Below are 18,887 nucleotides of genomic sequence, written 5' to 3' on the forward strand. Positions count from 1 at the left end.
TTATAGTTAATTTATGGACGAATTAGAAAATTTAGCCAAAGCCTTGGTCACAAAAGGAAAAGGTATTTTGGCAGCTGATGAATCTTTCCCGACAATTGAAAAAAGATTTACTGCAGTCGGAATAAGCTCAACCCAAGAAGCAAGGCGCGCTTATCGCGAAATGCTTTTTACAACTCAAGGCATTGAAAATTTTATAAGCGGTGTGATAATGTTTGATGAAACTTCAAGAGATAAAACATCAACCGGAGAAAACTTTACAGATGTTTTAATTAAAAAAGGAATTATCCCAGGAATAAAAGTTGATCAGGGTATGGAAGACATGGCAGGCTATCCGGGAGATAAATTAACAGACGGTTTAACAGGTCTAAAAGAAAGATTGGTAGATTACAAAGAATTAAAACTACAATTTACCAAATGGCGTGCAGCTTTTTCTATTTCCGAAGTCAATCCTTCAATTCAATGTGTTGAAGAAAATGCCAATCGTCTGGCTGAGTATGCATCCATCGCACAAAGCTCAGGTTTTGTCCCAATAGTTGAGCCAGAAGTTTTAATGGACGGAAGTCACACTATTGATAAATGCTATGAAGTGACTCGTAGTGTTTTGCGAATTGTTTTTATGAAACTAAAAGACAAAAATGTAAATTTTAGAGCAATGCTCCTCAAGCCAAATATGGTTCTTCCTGGAAGTGGATCGGGCACTGCAACTTCAGAAACTGTTGCCCAAAAAACCATTGAAGTTCTTAAAGATTGTGTACCTCAAGAAATTCCAGGTATTGTCTTTTTATCTGGTGGTCAGTCTGAAGAAGAAGCTGCAAATAATTTAAGAGAAATGAATAAAAGAGATGACGTTCCTTGGGAATTATCTTTCTCTTTTGGAAGAGCTCTTCAAAATTCAGCTTTAGAAATTTGGAAAGGAAATCCTACAATGGTTAAAGATGCTCAAGATAAATTTTTAGAAGTTGCTAAGGTAAATTCTAACGCTCGAAATGGCAAATAATTTCACTCTTCTTAGTATTGGTGATGCCTCGCTTGATACTTTTATAGAACCAAGTGAAGTTGATACAACTTGCGAAATTGACAATAAAAAATGTCTGATTAGTTTTACTTATGGAGATAAAATTCCAGTTAAATCTCTTGATTATTCAGTCGGCGGCAATGCTGCCAATAACGCAGTTGGTGCAAGTCGTTTAGGTGTCGAGACTGCAATTCTTCTAACAATTGGTCAGGATAATTCAGGTAATCAAATATATGAGACACTTGAAAAAGAAAGAGTTTATACAGGTTTTATTAAAAAAGATGAAAACACAACTTCAAACTCATCAATTGTAATAAGATATCTTGGCGAGCGTACTATTTTTACATATCATTCTCCAAAAATCTATCAATTTCCGGTAGATGTTCCCATTCCTCAGTGGATCTATTTAACTTCAATGGGGGAAAATTTTGCAGAATTTTATGAATCGGTTTATGAGCTTTTAGCGCAAAATCCAAACATAAAGTTAGGTTTTAATCCAGGCAGCTGGCAACTAAAAGCCGGAATAGAAAGTTTAAAAAACATTTTATCTCGTACCGTATGTTTATTTGTAAACAAAGAAGAAGCCGAAAAATTAACAGGGATTGAAAAATCTGAAAATAATCACAAAAGTTTATTAGATGGTTTATCAAATCTTGGAGTCCAAATTCCAATTATCACAGATGGCGGAAATGGCTGTTTTGCAAAAGCCGATGGCAAATATTGGAAGTTAGGAACTCTTAATATTCCAGTGATTGAAAGAACTGGTGCAGGAGATGCATTCGGAAGTGGCTGTTTATCGGCACTAATTAAAGGTAAATCTTTAGAAGAAGCCCTAGTTTGGGGGATGTGTAATTCTAGTTCTGTGATAAGTTTCATCGGTTCTCAAAAAGGATTATTACATGATAGTGAAATTCCATCTTGGCTTGAAAAAGTAAGAAGTAGTAACATTAAAGTAGAAGAATTATGAAAATTTTAGTCACAAGAAAAATTCCCGGCAATCATATTCAAAAATTAATTGATGCACATCACGATGTAGTTGTCTCTGATTTTGACAGACCATTAACAGCCGAAGAATTAGTTGAAAAAATTCGCGGGGTTGATGTTATTTTAAGTCAATTAACAGACAAAATTGACGCCGAAGTAATGGACGCAGCAGGTCCACAATTAAAATTAATCAGTAATTATGCAGTCGGTTTCGATAATATTAATTTAGACGATGCTAAAAGAAAAAATATTTACGTAACCAATACTCCCTGCGATGAAGTAAATGTTGCGGTTGCCGAGCATACAATTGCCTTAATTTTAAATATTGCCCGCCGCGTTAGTGAAGCAGATCACGCAGTGCACGAAGGCGCATATCATGGCTGGGAACCTGATCTTTTTGTTGGCGAAAGTTTAATGGGAAAAACCTTGGGAGTAATCGGACTTGGCCGTATTGGAAAAATGGCAGCAGTTCGCGCCCATGCTTTTGGAATGAATGTTATTTATAGTCAGCACCACAAAGATGAAAACGAAGAATTTTGTGTTATGTGTGGAAGTCTTGACGAATTATTTATGAAAAGCGATTTTATAAGTCTTCATGTTCCTTTAAACGAAGAAACCCGTCACATAATAAATGAATTAGCTTTTTCAAAAATGAAAGACGGAGTATTTTTAGTTAATACCGCTCGCGGTCCAATTGTCGACGAACATGCTCTAGTTCAGGCATTAAGAAGTGGAAAAGTAAAAGGTGCTGCTCTTGATGTTTTTGATAATGAGCCGGAAATTAATCCAGAATTAATGGGTATGGAAAATGTAATATTAACTCCACACATAGCATCCGCCACAAATGAGGCCAGAAACAAAATGGGAGAGTTAGCAGTTAATGCAATTCTTGATGTTGCTTCAGGTAAAGTTCCGCAAAACTTGGCAAAATAGTACTTCAGGTATAATAATCTTATGAATTTACCTTTCAGAAAAAAGAAAGAAGAAAATGAGGAATTAGATCCAATTCCTGAAATAAAACCAGTTAGGCGTAGAAAGAAAAAAGAAGAACCTCCAAAACCATGGGGAAGAATAGAACGACTAATTATTTTTATTTTTCTAATTGGTCTCCCTGTTTTATCAATCATTTTCTTTATTAAATCAAAAAGTTCGCGCACTGCCGTTCCTGCCAAAATAAATGCTCCAATCATAAATAATTTTGTCCCTCTTGCAACTCCTGACACAGATGAATTAAATACCACATTAAATAATGAAATTTCCAATTTAACAGGGACTTATGGAATTTATTTGAAGTCAGTCGATGGCAGTTACTCCCTTGGAATAAATGACAATATTGAGTTCGACGGCGCTTCTCTTTTCAAGCTTCCTTTGATGATCGCTTACTATCAGGCAGTTGATAATGGCAAAATAGATCCACAAACTTCATATACTTTAAAATATTCCGATGATGAGGGAGGTGCAGGTATTTTAGCAAGCATGGCTCCGGGGACAGTTGTAACCTACAAAGATATTGTCCAGGCAATGGGAAAAAATTCCGATAATACAGGTTTTCAAATTATGGAAAATGTATTGGGCCAGGATGCAGAGACAAACGAAATATCCAATCTAAATATGAATAATACAGATTTTAGTCAAAGTGAAACAACTCCTTATGATATCGGTTCGCTTTTTTATCAATTAAATAACACCAATTTAATTTCCAATTCTTCAAAAGATGAATTTTACTCCTTTTTAACAAATACAGATTTTGAAAATTTAATTCCAGCTGGAGTTCCATCAAACATTAAAGTAGTTCATAAATATGGAGCAGACGATGGAGAATTAAATGATGCAGGTATTGTTTATGCCGCAAAGCCGTATATTTTAGTAATCATGTCCAAAGATATTGACGAAGACCAGGCCGATGTAGAAATTCCTAAAATATCAAAAATAGTGTATGATTGGAGTACGCATGAATAAGATAGTAAAAAAGATAAAATTTTTCTTCGACGTATTAGTAAAAAGTTTAACCAAGTTTCAATATTATAAAGAAATTAAAAAAGCAAAATTTTCTTTTTCAGTTAAATACTTATTCTTTCTTTTTTATTTAGTTTCATTAATCGGCAGTATTGTTTTTGCAGGCTCTCTTGGTGCAATTGTTTTGCCAAAAGTTCCAGGATTTATAAATACTTTTGAATCAAAAGCAAATTCGCTATATCCAACAGGGTTAGTCGTAACGATCAAAGACGGAAAAGTTAGCACAAACGAAAAGGAGCCAATTTATATTGATTCCTTAAATCAATTTGGCTTAGCAAAAAATTATGCTCATTCTTTAACAATAGATACTAATGCCAGTCCGTCAGATATTAAAAATAAAAATACAGCAGTTTTAGTAACGGCAGATACAATTGTTACAGTTGATAATACAGGTACTGGTTTTCAATCTTATCCAATAGATAAATCTACAAATACCACAATCAATCAAGGAGAATACAATAAATTAATCACACAAATCTCTCCATATTTAAAATATATAGAGCCAGGAATAATAATTTTAATTATTTTATCAATTGTAATTTGGCCATTTATTGCTGCAGGTTTGTCTCTTGCAGGGCAATTAATTTATCTTTTAATTTTCACTGCAATTTTTTATTTAATCTTAAAGTTAATGAAAAAAGAATATACATTCAAAAAATTATTACAACTTGATATGCACGGAAGTACATTGCCAATTCTTTTAAGTTTTATAGTTGCAGCTGTAGGAATTCAAATGCCTCCGCTTTTAGGAAGCGCAATTCTTTTTGTCTTCATGATGATTGTAATAAATCAAATTTAATTATTTAGCGTAGCGCTTGGCGTCGCAATTTTATTAAGCCCTGCACAAATTTTATTAACATCAGTTCCGTTTAAAAATAAATCATTTTTGCTGCAAGGTGCAGCTATTAGTCCATCAGGTACATTCCAATTTATTGGTTTATCGCTTCCAATTAATTTACCTTCTATCTCATTCCAAATTGGTGCAGCTCCAGTAATTCCTGATGCAATTCTTGCCATTGGCGAATTATCATTGTTGCCAACCCATACAGCTGTTAAATAATTCTGATTAAATCCAATTGTAAGATTATCTCTTAAATCGTTACTTGTTCCAGTTTTTACAGCAACTTCCGGATGGCCATTAATAACTAGAGATGAATGTTCCCCAAATTCTGGAGCCCGTGCATTATTATCAGACAAAATATTAATAAGCTGGTAAGAAACTCGTGGATCAATTACATTTTCGCTTTCGCAGTTTCCCGTATCGCAATCAAATGGCAAATTGTTTCCTTTATAATCAGTTACTTTAAGAAGTGAATTTATGGCAGGCCTATTTCCAGAATCTGCAACCGTTGCATAAACTCGCGCCATATCAATAAGTCTTGTGCTTCCTCCTCCAAGTGTTAATGAAAGCCCATAAGTATTCTTTTCATTCCAGGTTGTAATTCCCATTGCTTGTCCTAAATTAATCATGTTCTGCACTCCGTATGACGCCAAAACTTTTACCGCCGGAATATTTCTCGATTGTGCAAGTGCATTCCTTAAAGTTATCGGCCCGACAAATTTTCCATCATAATTTACAGGAGTATAAGAAGGTGATCCAGCAAATTTAAAAGTAATAGGTGAATCATCAATTACAGATAGCGGCGTATATCCATGTCCCAAGGCATATGCATAATTAACAATTTTTATTGAGGACCCAGGTGGCCGAAGTGCAGTTGTAACATTTACCTCACCATCATTAGTTGCATTAAAATAATCAGTCGACCCGACCATTGCAAGTATATCTCCTGATTTTGGATCAAGTACAATTGCGGCTCCGTTTGTAACATGCAATCCTTTTAAGTTTGCAACTTGTGATGTAACAGCATCTTGTGCAATTTGCTGGATATTATAATCAAGTGTTGTAATTACGTTTAGTCCTCCGCGTTCAACTTCATCTTCTCCATATTCATCAACTAATTTTTGCCTGACATACATTACAAAATGTGGCGCTTTAATATTAGTTTGGTTATTTGCAAAATTAAGTTTTTCGTTAATTGCTTCGTTGTATTGGTCAGCGGTTATAAATTTATCTTGTTTCATAAGTCCAAGCACTTCCTGTTGTCTGTTAATTGCAAGGTCTGGATCTGCACCAAACGGGGAATATGTGGTTGGTGATTTTGGAAGTCCGGCAAGAAGTGCCGATTCTGCGGTTGTCAGTTGCGATACATCCTTTCCAAAATATTGTTCGGAAGCAGCTTCAATTCCATAAGCGCTTCCGCCGTATGAAACTTCATTCAAATACATGGAGAGAATTTGATCTTTACTAAATTCACGTTCAACTTCAATTGATAAAACTAATTCTTTAATTTTGCGGCTCCAGGTTTTTTCAGGGGAGAGAAGTGTGTTTTTTACAAGTTGTTGTGTAATCGTGCTCCCTCCTTCTGTTAAATCTTGATTTGTAATATCAGCAAGTAAGGATCTTATGATTCCTTTCCAGGAAAATCCATATTCGTTATAAAAATTTGAATCCTCAGCAGCAAGTGTTGCTTTGCGAGTAATGTCAGGTACTTGAGGAAGGGCAACCGGAGTCCTGTTTTGGTCTTTGTAGATTTGATAAAGAAGTATTCCATTGCGGTCATATATTTTTGTAGAAACATCAACTTTGCGATTAATAAGCTGATTGGGTGATGGAAGTCCGCGAAAAACAAAATACCATATACCAGCAACAATTATTAAAATAAAAATAACAAATGCAAATAATATTTTTATCCGCGTAGTAATTCCAATTTTTCGGTAGAAAGTGATTTTAATATGGAAAATTTTCGGCTTTCTTTTCTTCCTATAATCTTTAGATTGATAGATAACTTGTTCCCTTGGCTCTTTAATAATTCTAATAGCTTCTACGATCAAAAAACTACAAAAACTCCCAATAAATAGGACAATAAAGTATAAGGACTTAAAAAATCTACGAAGCATTAGTTGGAACGTATTGTATCATTTATCTGTTCGAATGAATATTCGAAATGACAAGAACTGTAATCAGTTCTTAATTAGTAAATTTGAAAGTAGAATTAATATCCTTAATTTCTAAAGCCCTTTGACATTGAAAGGCATCATAAGGTACAGGTATATTGCAATTAACATTATCTATATTGTTGTCGCTTATAAAATAATAATTATTTTTAACACCAAGAATTTTACCTCCACCACGGGAATTAGTCCAATCTTGCCATTGTTTTGTAGAAAAAATAGATATTGATAAAATACACGCTGAAGCATAAGTTGGTCTATTAAAATGAAAACAAATTTGTGCAGTACTTGCAAAACCAGGATCTTTATATTTATTTAAATCATCAGTTTCATCAACTAAATATCCATTCCAGGTTGAAGGAAACTTTAATGTAAAACCCCAATTTGTATTTGTATAAAATATCGGGGAATTAGAATTATTTTGTAACACTAAATTACTGTGTAAATTTTCCTGGTATTTAATTCCCAAAAAAAATGCAATCACAGGAATAATTACAAAAAATGAAAGTGCAATGTATCTTAAGGTTCTATATTTTCTATAATTCTTCATTTCATTAATTGAATCATTTCAAAATACCCCCCAAGTTCAAATGCAATTACAGGCATTGTAAAAAATAAAATTAAAGCAAGTAATTTAGAAAAAGTGGTAACAGTAGTTAAATATTTTGGCAGTTTCATATTTATTGTCCGCTTGGAGTTGGCGTTGCAATAGGTGTTGGTGTAAATTTCGAATTATCGCTTACTCCAAATATTGGATAATTTATAGTCACATTATAAGTTGGAAGCGGGCAATCAAGACAAAGAATTGTTCCGAGTGGATCTTGAACAATCGGATGTTGCTCTTGTTGTACTTGGTCAGGAGTTGCGCTGCTTGATGCAATCATATGTGTATCTTTATAAACAGTTAAATTTTGTGTCATTGTAGGAATTGCTTGTGGTTGTGTTCCGTCAATAAAATAATCAAATCTTGCTGGGCACCCAGGATTATTTGGATCGCCGCTTGTTGGTGCAAGTCCAGTATCAGCGCAAATTGTCATGCCCTTAACATCAGACGGTTGTGTTGGCCAGGCATGCCCGTCATCGGACTTATTATAAAACCCTTTCTCGCTTTTGTTTAGCGCATATGCAATTACTTTATTAAAAATAGGGGAAGCTCCAGTTATTCCCGAAACGCTTCCGTTCATTGGTGTATTGTCATTGTTACCAACCCAAACAACTGCGGCAATCTGCCCCGTATATCCGTCAGTCCAATTATCTCGTCTGTCATTGGTTGTTCCAGTTTTTACGGATACTTCAGGGTGCCCGGAAACTACCAAGTAAGATGAAGTTCCAAATTCCTGCGCTCTTGCATTATTATCAAGTAGTATTTGTGAAATTAAAAATGAAACATCTTGCGGAACGACTCTATTTCCAGTCAAATCATCAAGTTTATTATCTTCAAGTACATTTCCTTTCCAGTCTGTAATTTTTGTAATTGCCACAAGCGGTTCTTTTATTCCGCCGTTTGCCAGAGTTCCGTAAGCTTCAGCCATATCATAAGGTGTAACTTCTCCTCCTCCCAATGTTAAAGAAAGACCGTATTTTGAAGGGTCTGTAAAAGTTGTAATTCCAACGCTTGTCGCAAAATTTATAAAATTATTAAGACCATTGAGTGCCAAAACTCGAACAGCAGGAATGTTAAACGAATTTCCCAGTGCAAATCGCACAGCTTCGCCTCCATGAAATTGCCCATCATAATTTACTGGACAATAAGGTTGCTGTCCCGCAACATCAAAACAAGTTGGCACGTCAGCAAGTATTGTTGCAGGAGTTATTTTGCGGTCGCGAATTGCAAGTGCGTAATTAAAAGGTTTTATTGAAGACCCGGGTTGTCGGTCAGCAAAAATAACATTTACATTTCCGTCATTTTTTGCATCAAAATAATCTTTGCTGCCGACCATTGCAAGTATTTCTCCGTCAGCGGGGCGGGTTACTATTACGGCTCCATTTTTTACGTTTTGATTAACAAGTTTTCCAACTTCTGTAGCTACAGTTTGTTGTGCAAAATTCTGTAAATCTAAATCAAGCGTTGTATAAACTCTTAACCCTCCTTCGTTTACCATTTGTTCGCCGTACTGTTGTACCAGTTGATCTTTTATCCAGAGTGCAAAATGCGGCGCCTGTATTTGCGATGGTTCTGCATAAATAAGAGGTTCTGCTTCAGCTGCATCAGCTTGTGCTTCGGTAATATATTTATTAGTTACCATTGATTTAAGTACTTCAATTTGTCGCTGTTTTGCAAGTTCCGGATGCGCTCCAAAAGGGGAGTAATAAGTCGGCGCTTGTGTAAGTCCTGCAAGAAGTGCTGCCTGTGCCAAATCTAAATCTTTAGCGCTTTTGTTAAAATATTGTTGCGATGCGCTTTCTATTCCGTATGCATCTCCTCCGTATGGCACTTGATTTAAATAAGCTTCCAAAATTTGTTGTTTTGTATAAATAGATTCAATAATCATTGCAAGGAATAATTCCTGAATTTTTCGCTTTATAGTGCGGTCTTGTGTCAAAAATGCATTTTTAACATATTGTTGTTCAATAGTACTTCCGCCTTGTAAGTCTCCTTTAAAAACAGTGCTATAAGCAGCTCTAATTATTCCAGTCGGCGAGAAAGCACTGTGTTTATAAAAATCTTTATCTTCAATAGAAACAGTAGCATTCCCTACATAGGGAGGGAGGTCAGATAATTTTATTGGGTCACGTTTTTTATCAGCAAATATTTCGTAAATTAGTTTACCCGAGCGGTCAAAAATTTGTGTAGAAACTGGTTCTTTTTGCCCAAGGCTTGTTGGTAAAGGAATTCCAGAAAAAAGATATACCAGTCCTGCAATAACAACTGTAAAAAAAATAATTTTTTTTCTAAAATGTGTATCTCTAAAAAATCTTTTTTTCTTTTCTTGAATTGGTTTCTCAATTAATTTTTCAAGAGTTTGTTTTTTCTCTGTACTATCTTTGAAAGTTTTTTTCTCCGCCATTACTAATTATAACTCAAACCATCTTTACGGATAAATAGATAGACTTTTGCGAAGATGTTGTTGAAGATCTTCAGAAAATTCTACATTTTTGACACTAGACTTAACTAAATCAAATATATGGCCACTCATATTATATTGAGTTAAAACCTCAACTTTATTGACTGCAGTTTCCTCTAACAATTCCCTGGCTTCAACATTACTAAGATGTAAGCGGACAAACATTAAAGAAGAATGAAATTCTACTTGAACTGGATTGCAATCTTTATCAGGAATATTTAATAAATCTAAATCAACAGGAAGCTGGCCTTCTTTATAATATTTAAACCACGAAGTTTGTCTTGTTCGTTTATTTCTGCAAACTACTTGAACTAAAGACTCTTGGAGGTTATTGTGAATGCGAAAACCTTGCGTACGAAGTTCGCCTAAAGAATGATTAACAGCTTCTAAAGTAGTTCCTAAATCAGAATTACACTTCCATCTTACCCAAGTAGCACGGCCATTATCACTAATTTCTAAATTATTTTCTAAAAATTCTTGTTCGTGACTTGTTGGATTCAATCTATCAATAGTCATCTGTTTTCGTGATCTTATTATATTTACAATCATAAATCAATGAAGTTATACTTTTTAAGTAATGCAAGATAATTTAAAAAATAAACCCTGGTATGATTATCTTGAAGAAGATTTAGTTGAGCTTCTTGAGGAATCTTTTGAGCTCCTGGCCGTCGTTCCTTTATGGAAAGACACTTTCCATGATTATTCTTTTATAGTTTTCCCAGCAGCAAAAGCTTACGAAGGTTTTCTTAAAAAATTATTTTTGGATTTAAATTTTATAACAAGTGAAGATTATTACGGCAAACATTTTAGGATTGGTATGGCTTTAAATCCGTCGCTTGAAGAAAGATTTCGCTCAGAAAGCGTTTACGATAAATTAACAGCAATGTTTAATGGTGATAAAACTCTAAGTGCCAATCTTTGGGAAGCCTGGAAAAATTGCCGCAATCTTTTATTTCATTGGTTCCCGGATGAAAAACGGGCAATTGATTTTAATGAAGCAAAAAAGAGAGTAGAGATGATAATTGGTGCTGTTGATGAAGCTTACGATAAGTGTAAAATGAAGTTAAATGAAGGTAAGTAAAACTACATTAATTAAGCATGTTACGCTTCTTTTTACTTTCCTTTTGCTTGTGTGGGGATTTTACCGCATCCTTTTTCAGCTCCCTGATTTTGTTGAAGAAATAATAATTAAGCCAGTTATTTGGATCATTCCAGTTTTTTATTTAGTAAAATTGGAAAAAAATAATTTACAAAGTATTGGCATAACCTGGAAAAATCTTTTTAAAGGCATTTATTTAAGTTTATTTTTAGGAGCACTTTTCACAATCGAAGCAGTAATTGCTAATTTTTTCAAATACGGTCAATTTAATTTTGCAGCAAATTTAGGAAATGAAACTCTTTTCACATCGCTTGCAATTTCCTTTGCAACAGCAATTTCAGAAGAAATAGTTTTTAGAGGTTATTTTTTTACTCGCATCTGGGCAGTTCTTGGAAACGAATGGCAGGCAAATATTATTACAACAATTGGCTGGACAATAATTCATATTCCAATCACTATTTTTGTAAATAAACTAGATCCGCTTTCGGCTGCAGTTTATCTATTTTTAACTTTTGTATTTGGACTTGGATCTGCATTTGTTTATGCTCGCACCAAAAATATATCTTCATCAATTTTTCTTCACGTTCTTTGGGAATGGCCCATTGCTCTCTTTAGATAGTTTGATATTTTCACGACAGTAAGTGTTCGCATTTGTTTTGTCTTGACGTACTTGCACTTAGTTTGTACTATTATTCTTACCCAATGCTTAAGAATTTATTACTCTTTTTCGGGAGTTCACTTCTAGCTTCGTTAATACTAATAATTTCAATACTTAGGGTCTCTCAGGTTCAAGCTTTTTCTCAAGATCTTCCAACTCCTTCACCGGTAAAATCTACAAATTTAACAATAGTTAGCAATCTTCCTTATCCAGGCCATATTTTGCCTGATAGTCCTTTTTGGCCAATGATCGCGTTAAGAGATAAAGTCTGGAGTTTGTTAACAATAAATCCCGCTCAAAAAGCAAATCTTAATTTAGCTCTCGCCAACAAAAGGTTGGCAGCAGCAGTTGTCTTATTTGAAGAAGGTAAATCAAATTTAGGTTTTTCTGTTTTATCAAAGGCTGAAAATTATTTAAGCGAATCAAATAGGGAAGAATATTTAGCTTCACAAGAAGGTAGTGACATGAAAGATTTTTTACAAAAATACACACTTTCAACAATTGAGCATGCAAAAGTTATAAATAGTCTTGCAACTGTTGCTCCGGAAAATGTTAAACCGTTAATTATTAAAATTGAAAATTCTCCAAATACTCTTTATGGTTTTGGCCGCGATAATTTAAACGAAGTACATCTTCCAGTTCCTCAAAATCCATATCTTTTAAATTGACCTCTTTTGAATTATTAAAATCCAGTTGACGAAAAATTTTGAGAAGATAATATGAATTTATCTTAAAAAGTTTTCATATATGAAAACTTTTAATTTTTTTCAAATATGCCAACAGTTGTTCCAACACAAAAAGAAAAAGAAGTAAAAGAAACTAAGAAAAATTTATTAAATAAAGATTTTGTTTTTGCCTCTCCAGTAAACCCTACTGTATTAGATGGCTTTAGACAGGAAATTTTTCTTGATAGATATTCTCTCAAAGACGAAGAGGGAAAAGCTCTCGAGAAATATCCAGAACAAATGTGGAGGCGTGTTGCATGGGGAATAAGCCAACAAGAAGCTACAAAACTTCAAAAATTCTGGGAAGAAAAGTTTTATCAGGCAATGAAAGATTTCAAATTTATTCCAGCTGGAAGGATTTTATCCGGCGCCGGAACTCCTTATGAAGTTACTTATTATAATTGTTATGTAATTCCGTCTCCTTCAGATTCTCGTGGAGGAATTATGGAAAATATAACTACAACTGTTGAAATTCAATCCCGTGCTGGTGGAGTTGGTTTAAATTTAAGTACACTTCGCCCTCGCGGCGCCCGAGTTAAAAAGGTAAACGGCACATCAAGCGGTCCTGTTAATTGGGCTTCTCTTTATTCAACTGCAAATCACGATGTTATCCAGCAGGGAGGTTCTCGCCGCGGTGCATTAATGTTAATGCTTAATGATTGGCATCCAGATATTGAAGAATTCATTACAGTCAAAGAAGATCTAAGTAAAATTCCTGGAGCAAACCTTTCAGTCTGTGTTTCAGATGATTTTATGGCTGCCGTTAAGGGAGATTTAGACTGGGAATTAAAATTCCCAGATACTTCATTTGAAAAGTATGATGACGAATGGGATGGAGATATAAAATCTTGGCAGAAAAAAGGTTATCCAACCAAAGTTTATAAAACAGTTAAAGCAAAAGATATTTGGGAAATGATTGCAAAAGCGGCCTGGAGATCTGCAGAGCCCGGAGTTGTTTTCATTGATCGCTACAACAAAATGAGCAACACTTGGTATTTTGAAAAAATTATTGCAACCAATCCTTGCGGTGAGCAAGGCCTTGGCCCCTGGGGAGTTTGTAATTTAGGTCATCTTAATTTGCCAATGTTCGTTAAAGATGGGCAAATGGATTACGATGCTTTAAAAGAGCACGCAGCTATTGCAACTAGATTTTTAGATAATGTTGTTGATGCAAATTATTATTTCTACAAAGAAAATGAAGAAGCTGCTAAAAAAATAAGGCGCACAGGCCTTGGCACTTTAGGTCTTGGCGATGCTTTAATCAAAATGGGAATCAAATATGGAAGTGATGAAAGTTTGGTAGCAATTGATAAAATTTATAAAACAATTCGCGATAGCGCTTATTCTACCTCAGCATCTCTTTCAAAAGAAAAAGGACCTTTTGGTGGATTTATTAAAGAAAAATATATGAAAGGCCAGTTTATTAAAAAGCTTCCAGTCGAATTACAGGAAAAAATAGAGAAAAATGGCATTAGAAATGCAGTTATCCTAACCCAAGCTCCAACTGGTACGATCTCTATATTGGCGGGAGTTAGCTCAGGTATTGAGCCAGTTTACGAATTTACTTTTAAGCGAACTGATAGAACAGGAGTACATGTAGTCAACCATCCTTTATATCAGGAATGGATTGATAAACATCCAGGCGATAAGGTTCCAGATTATTTTGTAAGCGCCAGTCAATTAAGTCCTGAAGAACATGTCAGAGTCCAGGCAAAAATTCAAGAATATGTTGACTCATCAATAAGTAAAACTGTGAATGCTCCAGAAAGTCACAGTGTTGAGGATGTCAAAAAGCTTTACAACTTGGCTTACGAATTGGGTTGTAAAGGTGTCACTTATTTTAGAGATGGAAGCAGAACTGGAGTTTTATCAAAAGTCGATGAAAAGAAAGAAGAGGCACCTGTAGCTCTTGAAATTAAACCTCGCCCAACCAAAGTTGAAGGAGCAACTTATAGAATTCCAACCCCTATGGGAAGTGCATTTATCACAGTAAATCAAGATCAAAATGGCAATCCCTTTGAAGTTTTCGTCGCAATCGGCAAAGCCGGCTCGGAAGTTGCAGCAATGGCAGAAGCGATTGGAAGATTAATTTCTACAACTTTAAGATTTGGAAATCATATGCCTCCTCTTGAAAGAGCAAAAGATTTAGTGGAGCAGTTGCAGGGAATCGGCGGCGGAAGTTCTGTTGGCTTTGGTCCAAACAAAGTGAGAAGTCTTCCCGATGCTGTTGCCAAAGCAATCTCAATGCATTTTGGTCTTATGCCAGTCCATAAAGATGAAACTCAGGCGGTTCAGCAAAGTTTAGAAATAACAGTTGAATCAGCCCAGTTAACTATTAATAGTAGCCCAAGTCTTAAAAAAGATTTATGTCCAAGCTGTGGCCAGGCAAGTCTAGTCCTCGAAGAAGGTTGTAAGAAGTGTTATAGCTGTGGTTATTCTGAGTGTTAATGTCTCATACTCCATTTGATGTTCTTGAAGAAAAATTAAACAAAGGAATTAAAAAAGTTAAAGTTGGCGGTATTTATTTTCATTATAAAAATCCAAACCATTATTATGTTATTGAATCAGTTGGTTTTATAGAAAGCTCTGAAGAAGTTGCAGTAGTTTATCGCGCCTTATATGGCAAAGGCATTGTCTGGGTCCGCCCTCTTGAAGAATTTTTACAAAAGTTTACTATTGTAAAATAAATGCCAATCTATACTAAAAAAGGTGATAAAGGAGAAACTGGATTATTTTCTCATAACCCTGAGCAAAAAATCAGAATTTCCAAATCATCTTTAAGGGTTCGAGCAATTGGCGCAATTGACGAATTAGATTCCTTTATTGGTCTAGCCAAGAGTTTTACTAACGATAAATCTTACACAAAACTTCTTTCAGAAGTTCAAAGAAATCTTTTAACCATTGGATCCCATCTCGGTGGTTCTGGTTTAAAATTTTCAAAATCCAAAACTAATTTTCTGGAGAAAAAGATTGACGAGTGGGATAAAGAGCTTCCCAAACTTAGTAATTTTATTTTGCCTGGTGGAACAAATTTAGGAGCTCAATTACATGTTTGCAGATCAGCTACAAGAAGAGCAGAAAGAGAAATTACTGCATTAAGCGAATTAGAATCTGTTCACGGTAATATAAAGATGTATATAAATAGACTAAGCGATTTTATGTTTCAGTTTAGTCGCTATGTAAATTTTAAAGAAAATATTAAGGAAGAAATATGGGTTGGCCGTGCTACAATAAATCATGCCCGTGACTCCGGAAATTCCAGTAGATCAAAAAGTAGTTGAGCACCCGTCTGAAATTTTTTCGGAAAATCTAGCTAGTGCAGGTATCGCTTCTACTCCTCAAACTCCCAAAGCCACTTTAAATAGTAATAATCAGCCTATAACGCAAAATGGAACTCAATCTGCTAAAATACAGATTCCATCCGATAGAAATTCACTAATTCAAAAAGCGGGAGGTTCTATTAATGACGCTGCTACTTGGCTCGCTAGATTTTTCTTGAGGATGTTAGCAAAAGAAAATGCCAATAACTAGTTCATCAGTTCCAGTTTCTGTATCTTCTTTGCCGGCAATAAACTTTCCGGTATTATTTTTTGCTGCTCTCTTTTTTTGTATCGCAGTTTTAATTCTCGCAGTTTTAGGTTTCATTGGTTTTACTTTTTACAAAAATCGTCACCGAGAAGAGAGATCTTTAAAATCAGTTCTACTTCAAATTGCAGTTCCTCAAACAAATGACATCAAAATTGACGCCATGGAACAGTTATTTTCTAGTCTTAATTCCATTAAAAAAGGAGGTTGGAAACAAAAATACGATGTTCAGCCTGTTGTTTCATTTGAAATTGTAGCGCGCCCCGAAGACATTAGGTTTTATATTTGGACGCCAAAAAAATTAGTAGATTTAATTGAAAAACAGGTTCACGGCGCTTACCCTCAAGCTGAAGTAAAACAAGTTGATGAATATAATATTTTTACAGAAGATGGAAAAGTTGCATACAAATCTTTTCAATTAAAAAAGCCAAACTTTAATCCAATTAGAGTTTACAAAGATCTAGCAACCGATCCGCTTTCAAGTTTGACTTCAGCTCTTGCCAAAATGGGAGCAGGTGAGGGCGCTGCAATCCAGATTGTAATCTCTCCTGCAGAAATTCCCTGGAGCAAAGAAGGAAAAGATTTCATTAGTAAGACCAAAAAGCAGGAAAGTGATCCTGAAAAAGCAAAGTTTAGTGTTTCTGGAAAATCTCTTGAAAATGTAGAAACCAAAGTTAATAAACCAGGTTTTGAAACTTCAGTTCGTATTGTTGTCGTTGCGGCAACCGAAGAATCAGCCAAAGCCCATTTAAGCAATATTAGTAGTACCTTTGAACAATTTAACGGTGAATTAAATGGCTTAGGAGGGCGTAAAATTTTTAATAAATCCATGTTTATGGAAGATTTTCTGTATCGCTATCAGCCAGAGTTCAATGTCCGCGGCAATCACAAGTCAGTTTTAAATTCAGAAGAACTTGCAACTCTTTATCACTTTCCAAATCGCGCAATCACAACTCCTCATATTTTTTGGGTAAATGCAAAAACTGCTCCGGCCCCAGCAGAAATTCCAACCAGTGGTTTATATCTTGGCAAAAGCGTTTACCGTGGCGTTGAAAGGCCTGTTTATATCGGCAACGAAGATCGTCTTCGCCATATGTACATTATTGGAAAGACAGGAACAGGCAAGTCAGAATTTTTAAAGCAAATGATTCTTCAGGATATTAATGAAGGCAAAGGTTTATGTTTTATGGATCCGCACGGCGATGCTGTTGAGCAGATCCTTGAAATGATTCCTCCAGAGCGCGCCGAAGATGTTATTTACTTTAATCCTTCAGACACCGAGCGTCCTGTTGGTCTAAATTTAATGGAAGCAAAAACAGAAGACCAAAAACATTTTGCAGCTACGGCCGTTATTAACATGATGTATAAACTTTTTGATCCCTATAAAACTGGTATTGTTGGTCCTCGTTTTGAGCACGCAGTCAGAAATGCCATGCTTACAGCAATGTCCGCTCCAGAAACTTCTTTTATTGAAGTCATGCGCATTTTGACAGACGCCAGATATGTTCAAGAATTATTGCCTCAAGTTACTGATCCAATTGTCAGGCGTTACTGGACAGACCAGATTGCTCAAACAAGTGATTTCCATAAATCAGAAGTTCTTGATTATATTACTTCCAAATTTGGAAGATTTGTTACCAATAAATTGGTGAGAAATATTATTGGTCAGTCGCAATCTTCGTTTGATTTAAGAGAAGTAATGGACACCGGAAAAATTTTGCTAATTAATTTATCAAAGGGAACTTTAGGAGAAGAGAATTCTAATTTCTTGGGATTAATTTTAGTTCCTCGCATTCTTATGGCTGCAATGTCTCGAGCTGATACTCCTATGGAAAATCGCCGCGACTTTTTCCTTTATGTTGACGAGTTTCAAAACTTTGCGACTCCTGATTTTGCTGTCATTTTATCAGAGGCAAGAAAATATCGTTTGGGATTAACAGTTGCCAATCAGTTTATCGGCCAGGTTGAAGAAGAAGTTAAAGCTGCTATTTTTGGAAATGTCGGTTCAATTATTTCTTTTCGTGTCGGTGTAACTGATGCCAGTTATTTGTCTCATGAATTTACGCCTGTATTTTCAGAAGACGATTTATTAAATGTCGAACGATATCACGCTTTTATGAAAACAATTGTAAATAATGAGCCCGTCGCGCCTTTTTCAATTGATACCACAAAAGATATTAAAGGAGATAAAGAAAAAGCCAATAAACGTGTCGCAGAAATAATTAAAGAAATGAGCCGACTTCGCTATGGCAAAGACGCAAGGTTAGTCGAAGCCGAAATTACAAGACGTGCAAAATTGTAAACTAATATTGTTTCGTCATTGAAAACTTAATTTCTTCTCCAAATAAACCATTAAGTGTTCCGCGAACTGCATTATATTTATATTCAGGATGTTCATTATGATCATCATATTCAAACTTCCAATCAGTTTCTTCAATATTTGGAGGGCGCATTGGATTTAAACTAAGCATGCTAAAAGCTTCTGCCAATTTAGACCGATTGTGATTAAATAATCTCTGTGCTTGTTCTAAATTAGGTGTTTCAATGTTAATCCCTCCAGGATAAATTCCTTCTGTAAAATTACAATTAACAGAAACAGTTGGGTGATATTCTGTTGGTTTAGATAAAGACCATTGACCATTTTTTGCAAAAATGTTTTGCCCTTTTTCTTTAGCTAGAGCTCTCTCAACTGCGTCTCGATAGTCTGTCATTTGATATGATTATATCA

19 protein-coding genes are annotated in these 18,887 nt (G+C 35.0%); 13 read left to right on the forward strand and 6 right to left on the reverse strand.

Translation table 11 applies throughout. From position 1 onward, the window contains the following. Window positions 1-13: 13 nt before the first annotated feature. From VG895_05090 to VG895_05110, 5 genes are read left to right on the forward strand one after another with little or no spacing between them, the layout of a single operon-like run. Complete coding sequence (locus tag VG895_05090; protein HWA52399.1) at window positions 14-997, forward strand: class I fructose-bisphosphate aldolase; 984 nt, start codon at window positions 14-16, stop codon at window positions 995-997. Beyond that, window positions 987-1,982 (forward strand): carbohydrate kinase family protein, encoded by a 996-nt coding sequence (locus tag VG895_05095; protein HWA52400.1) that lies wholly within the window; start codon window positions 987-989, stop codon window positions 1,980-1,982. Before VG895_05090 ends, VG895_05095 begins: the two co-directional genes overlap by 11 nt. Next, window positions 1,979-2,932 carry a D-glycerate dehydrogenase gene (locus VG895_05100; GenBank protein HWA52401.1) on the forward strand — a complete coding sequence of 318 codons (954 nt, stop codon included), beginning with the start codon at window positions 1,979-1,981 and terminating at the stop codon, window positions 2,930-2,932. The genes VG895_05095 and VG895_05100 overlap by 4 nt, the downstream gene beginning before the upstream one ends. 21 nt (window positions 2,933-2,953) lie before the next feature. Next, window positions 2,954-3,958 (forward strand): serine hydrolase, encoded by a 1,005-nt coding sequence (locus VG895_05105; GenBank protein HWA52402.1) that lies wholly within the window; start codon window positions 2,954-2,956, stop codon window positions 3,956-3,958. After that, a complete protein-coding gene (locus tag VG895_05110) occupies window positions 3,951-4,814 on the forward strand; it encodes a DUF1189 family protein (GenBank protein HWA52403.1) in 864 nt (287 codons plus the stop codon). Before VG895_05105 ends, VG895_05110 begins: the two co-directional genes overlap by 8 nt. Here the strand turns inward: VG895_05110 and VG895_05115 are convergent. The 5 genes from VG895_05115 to VG895_05135 form a co-directional block, all read right to left on the reverse strand. Further along, window positions 4,811-6,907: a transglycosylase domain-containing protein gene (locus VG895_05115; GenBank protein HWA52404.1), complete on the reverse strand. Its 2,097-nt coding sequence runs from the start codon at window positions 6,905-6,907 to the stop codon at window positions 4,811-4,813. The genes VG895_05110 and VG895_05115 overlap by 4 nt on opposite strands. A 136-nt stretch (window positions 6,908-7,043) precedes the next feature. After that, window positions 7,044-7,577, reverse strand: coding sequence for a hypothetical protein (locus VG895_05120; GenBank protein HWA52405.1), 534 nt, complete (start codon window positions 7,575-7,577; stop codon window positions 7,044-7,046). Continuing rightward, on the reverse strand, window positions 7,574-7,705 hold the full coding sequence (locus tag VG895_05125) for a hypothetical protein (protein HWA52406.1): 132 nt from the start codon (window positions 7,703-7,705) through the stop codon (window positions 7,574-7,576). The genes VG895_05120 and VG895_05125 overlap by 4 nt, the downstream gene beginning before the upstream one ends. A 2-nt stretch (window positions 7,706-7,707) precedes the next feature. Then, complete coding sequence (locus tag VG895_05130) at window positions 7,708-10,035, reverse strand: transglycosylase domain-containing protein (GenBank protein HWA52407.1); 2,328 nt, start codon at window positions 10,033-10,035, stop codon at window positions 7,708-7,710. A 24-nt stretch (window positions 10,036-10,059) separates the two neighbouring features. Beyond that, entirely contained in the window at window positions 10,060-10,608 is a 549-nt protein-coding gene (locus VG895_05135; GenBank protein ID HWA52408.1) for a hypothetical protein, read from the reverse strand. A gap of 61 nt (window positions 10,609-10,669) precedes the next feature. Here VG895_05135 and VG895_05140 point away from each other — a divergent pair, with 61 nt between their 5' ends. The 8 genes from VG895_05140 to VG895_05175 all read left to right on the forward strand — a co-directional run bounded on the left by VG895_05140 (window position 10,670) and on the right by VG895_05175 (window position 18,461). Next, window positions 10,670-11,173, forward strand: coding sequence for a hypothetical protein (locus VG895_05140; protein ID HWA52409.1), 504 nt, complete (start codon window positions 10,670-10,672; stop codon window positions 11,171-11,173). Continuing rightward, on the forward strand, window positions 11,160-11,810 hold the full coding sequence (locus VG895_05145) for a CPBP family intramembrane glutamic endopeptidase (protein HWA52410.1): 651 nt from the start codon (window positions 11,160-11,162) through the stop codon (window positions 11,808-11,810). Before VG895_05140 ends, VG895_05145 begins: the two co-directional genes overlap by 14 nt. Window positions 11,811-11,893: 83 nt before the next feature. Then, window positions 11,894-12,517 (forward strand): DUF5667 domain-containing protein, encoded by a 624-nt coding sequence (locus VG895_05150; GenBank protein ID HWA52411.1) that lies wholly within the window; start codon window positions 11,894-11,896, stop codon window positions 12,515-12,517. A 105-nt stretch (window positions 12,518-12,622) separates the two neighbouring features. Beyond that, window positions 12,623-15,022 (forward strand): adenosylcobalamin-dependent ribonucleoside-diphosphate reductase, encoded by a 2,400-nt coding sequence (locus VG895_05155; protein HWA52412.1) that lies wholly within the window; start codon window positions 12,623-12,625, stop codon window positions 15,020-15,022. Further along, complete coding sequence (locus VG895_05160) at window positions 15,022-15,261, forward strand: DUF1653 domain-containing protein (protein HWA52413.1); 240 nt, start codon at window positions 15,022-15,024, stop codon at window positions 15,259-15,261. The genes VG895_05155 and VG895_05160 overlap by 1 nt, the downstream gene beginning before the upstream one ends. After that, window positions 15,262-15,855, forward strand: a complete 594-nt coding sequence (locus VG895_05165; GenBank protein HWA52414.1) for a cob(I)yrinic acid a,c-diamide adenosyltransferase — start codon at window positions 15,262-15,264, stop codon at window positions 15,853-15,855. Further along, window positions 15,818-16,105, forward strand: coding sequence for a hypothetical protein (locus VG895_05170; protein HWA52415.1), 288 nt, complete (start codon window positions 15,818-15,820; stop codon window positions 16,103-16,105). Before VG895_05165 ends, VG895_05170 begins: the two co-directional genes overlap by 38 nt. Further along, window positions 16,092-18,461, forward strand: coding sequence for a type IV secretion system DNA-binding domain-containing protein (locus VG895_05175; GenBank protein ID HWA52416.1), 2,370 nt, complete (start codon window positions 16,092-16,094; stop codon window positions 18,459-18,461). Before VG895_05170 ends, VG895_05175 begins: the two co-directional genes overlap by 14 nt. Before the next feature lies 1 nt (window position 18,462). Here VG895_05175 and VG895_05180 read toward each other — a convergent pair whose 3' ends face one another. Continuing rightward, complete coding sequence (locus VG895_05180) at window positions 18,463-18,870, reverse strand: hypothetical protein (GenBank protein HWA52417.1); 408 nt, start codon at window positions 18,868-18,870, stop codon at window positions 18,463-18,465. Window positions 18,871-18,887: the final 17 nt, after the last annotated feature.

The organism is Patescibacteria group bacterium, assembly GCA_035549555.1.
Classification (GTDB): Bacteria; Patescibacteriota; Microgenomatia; order UBA8517; family UBA8517; genus Co84-156.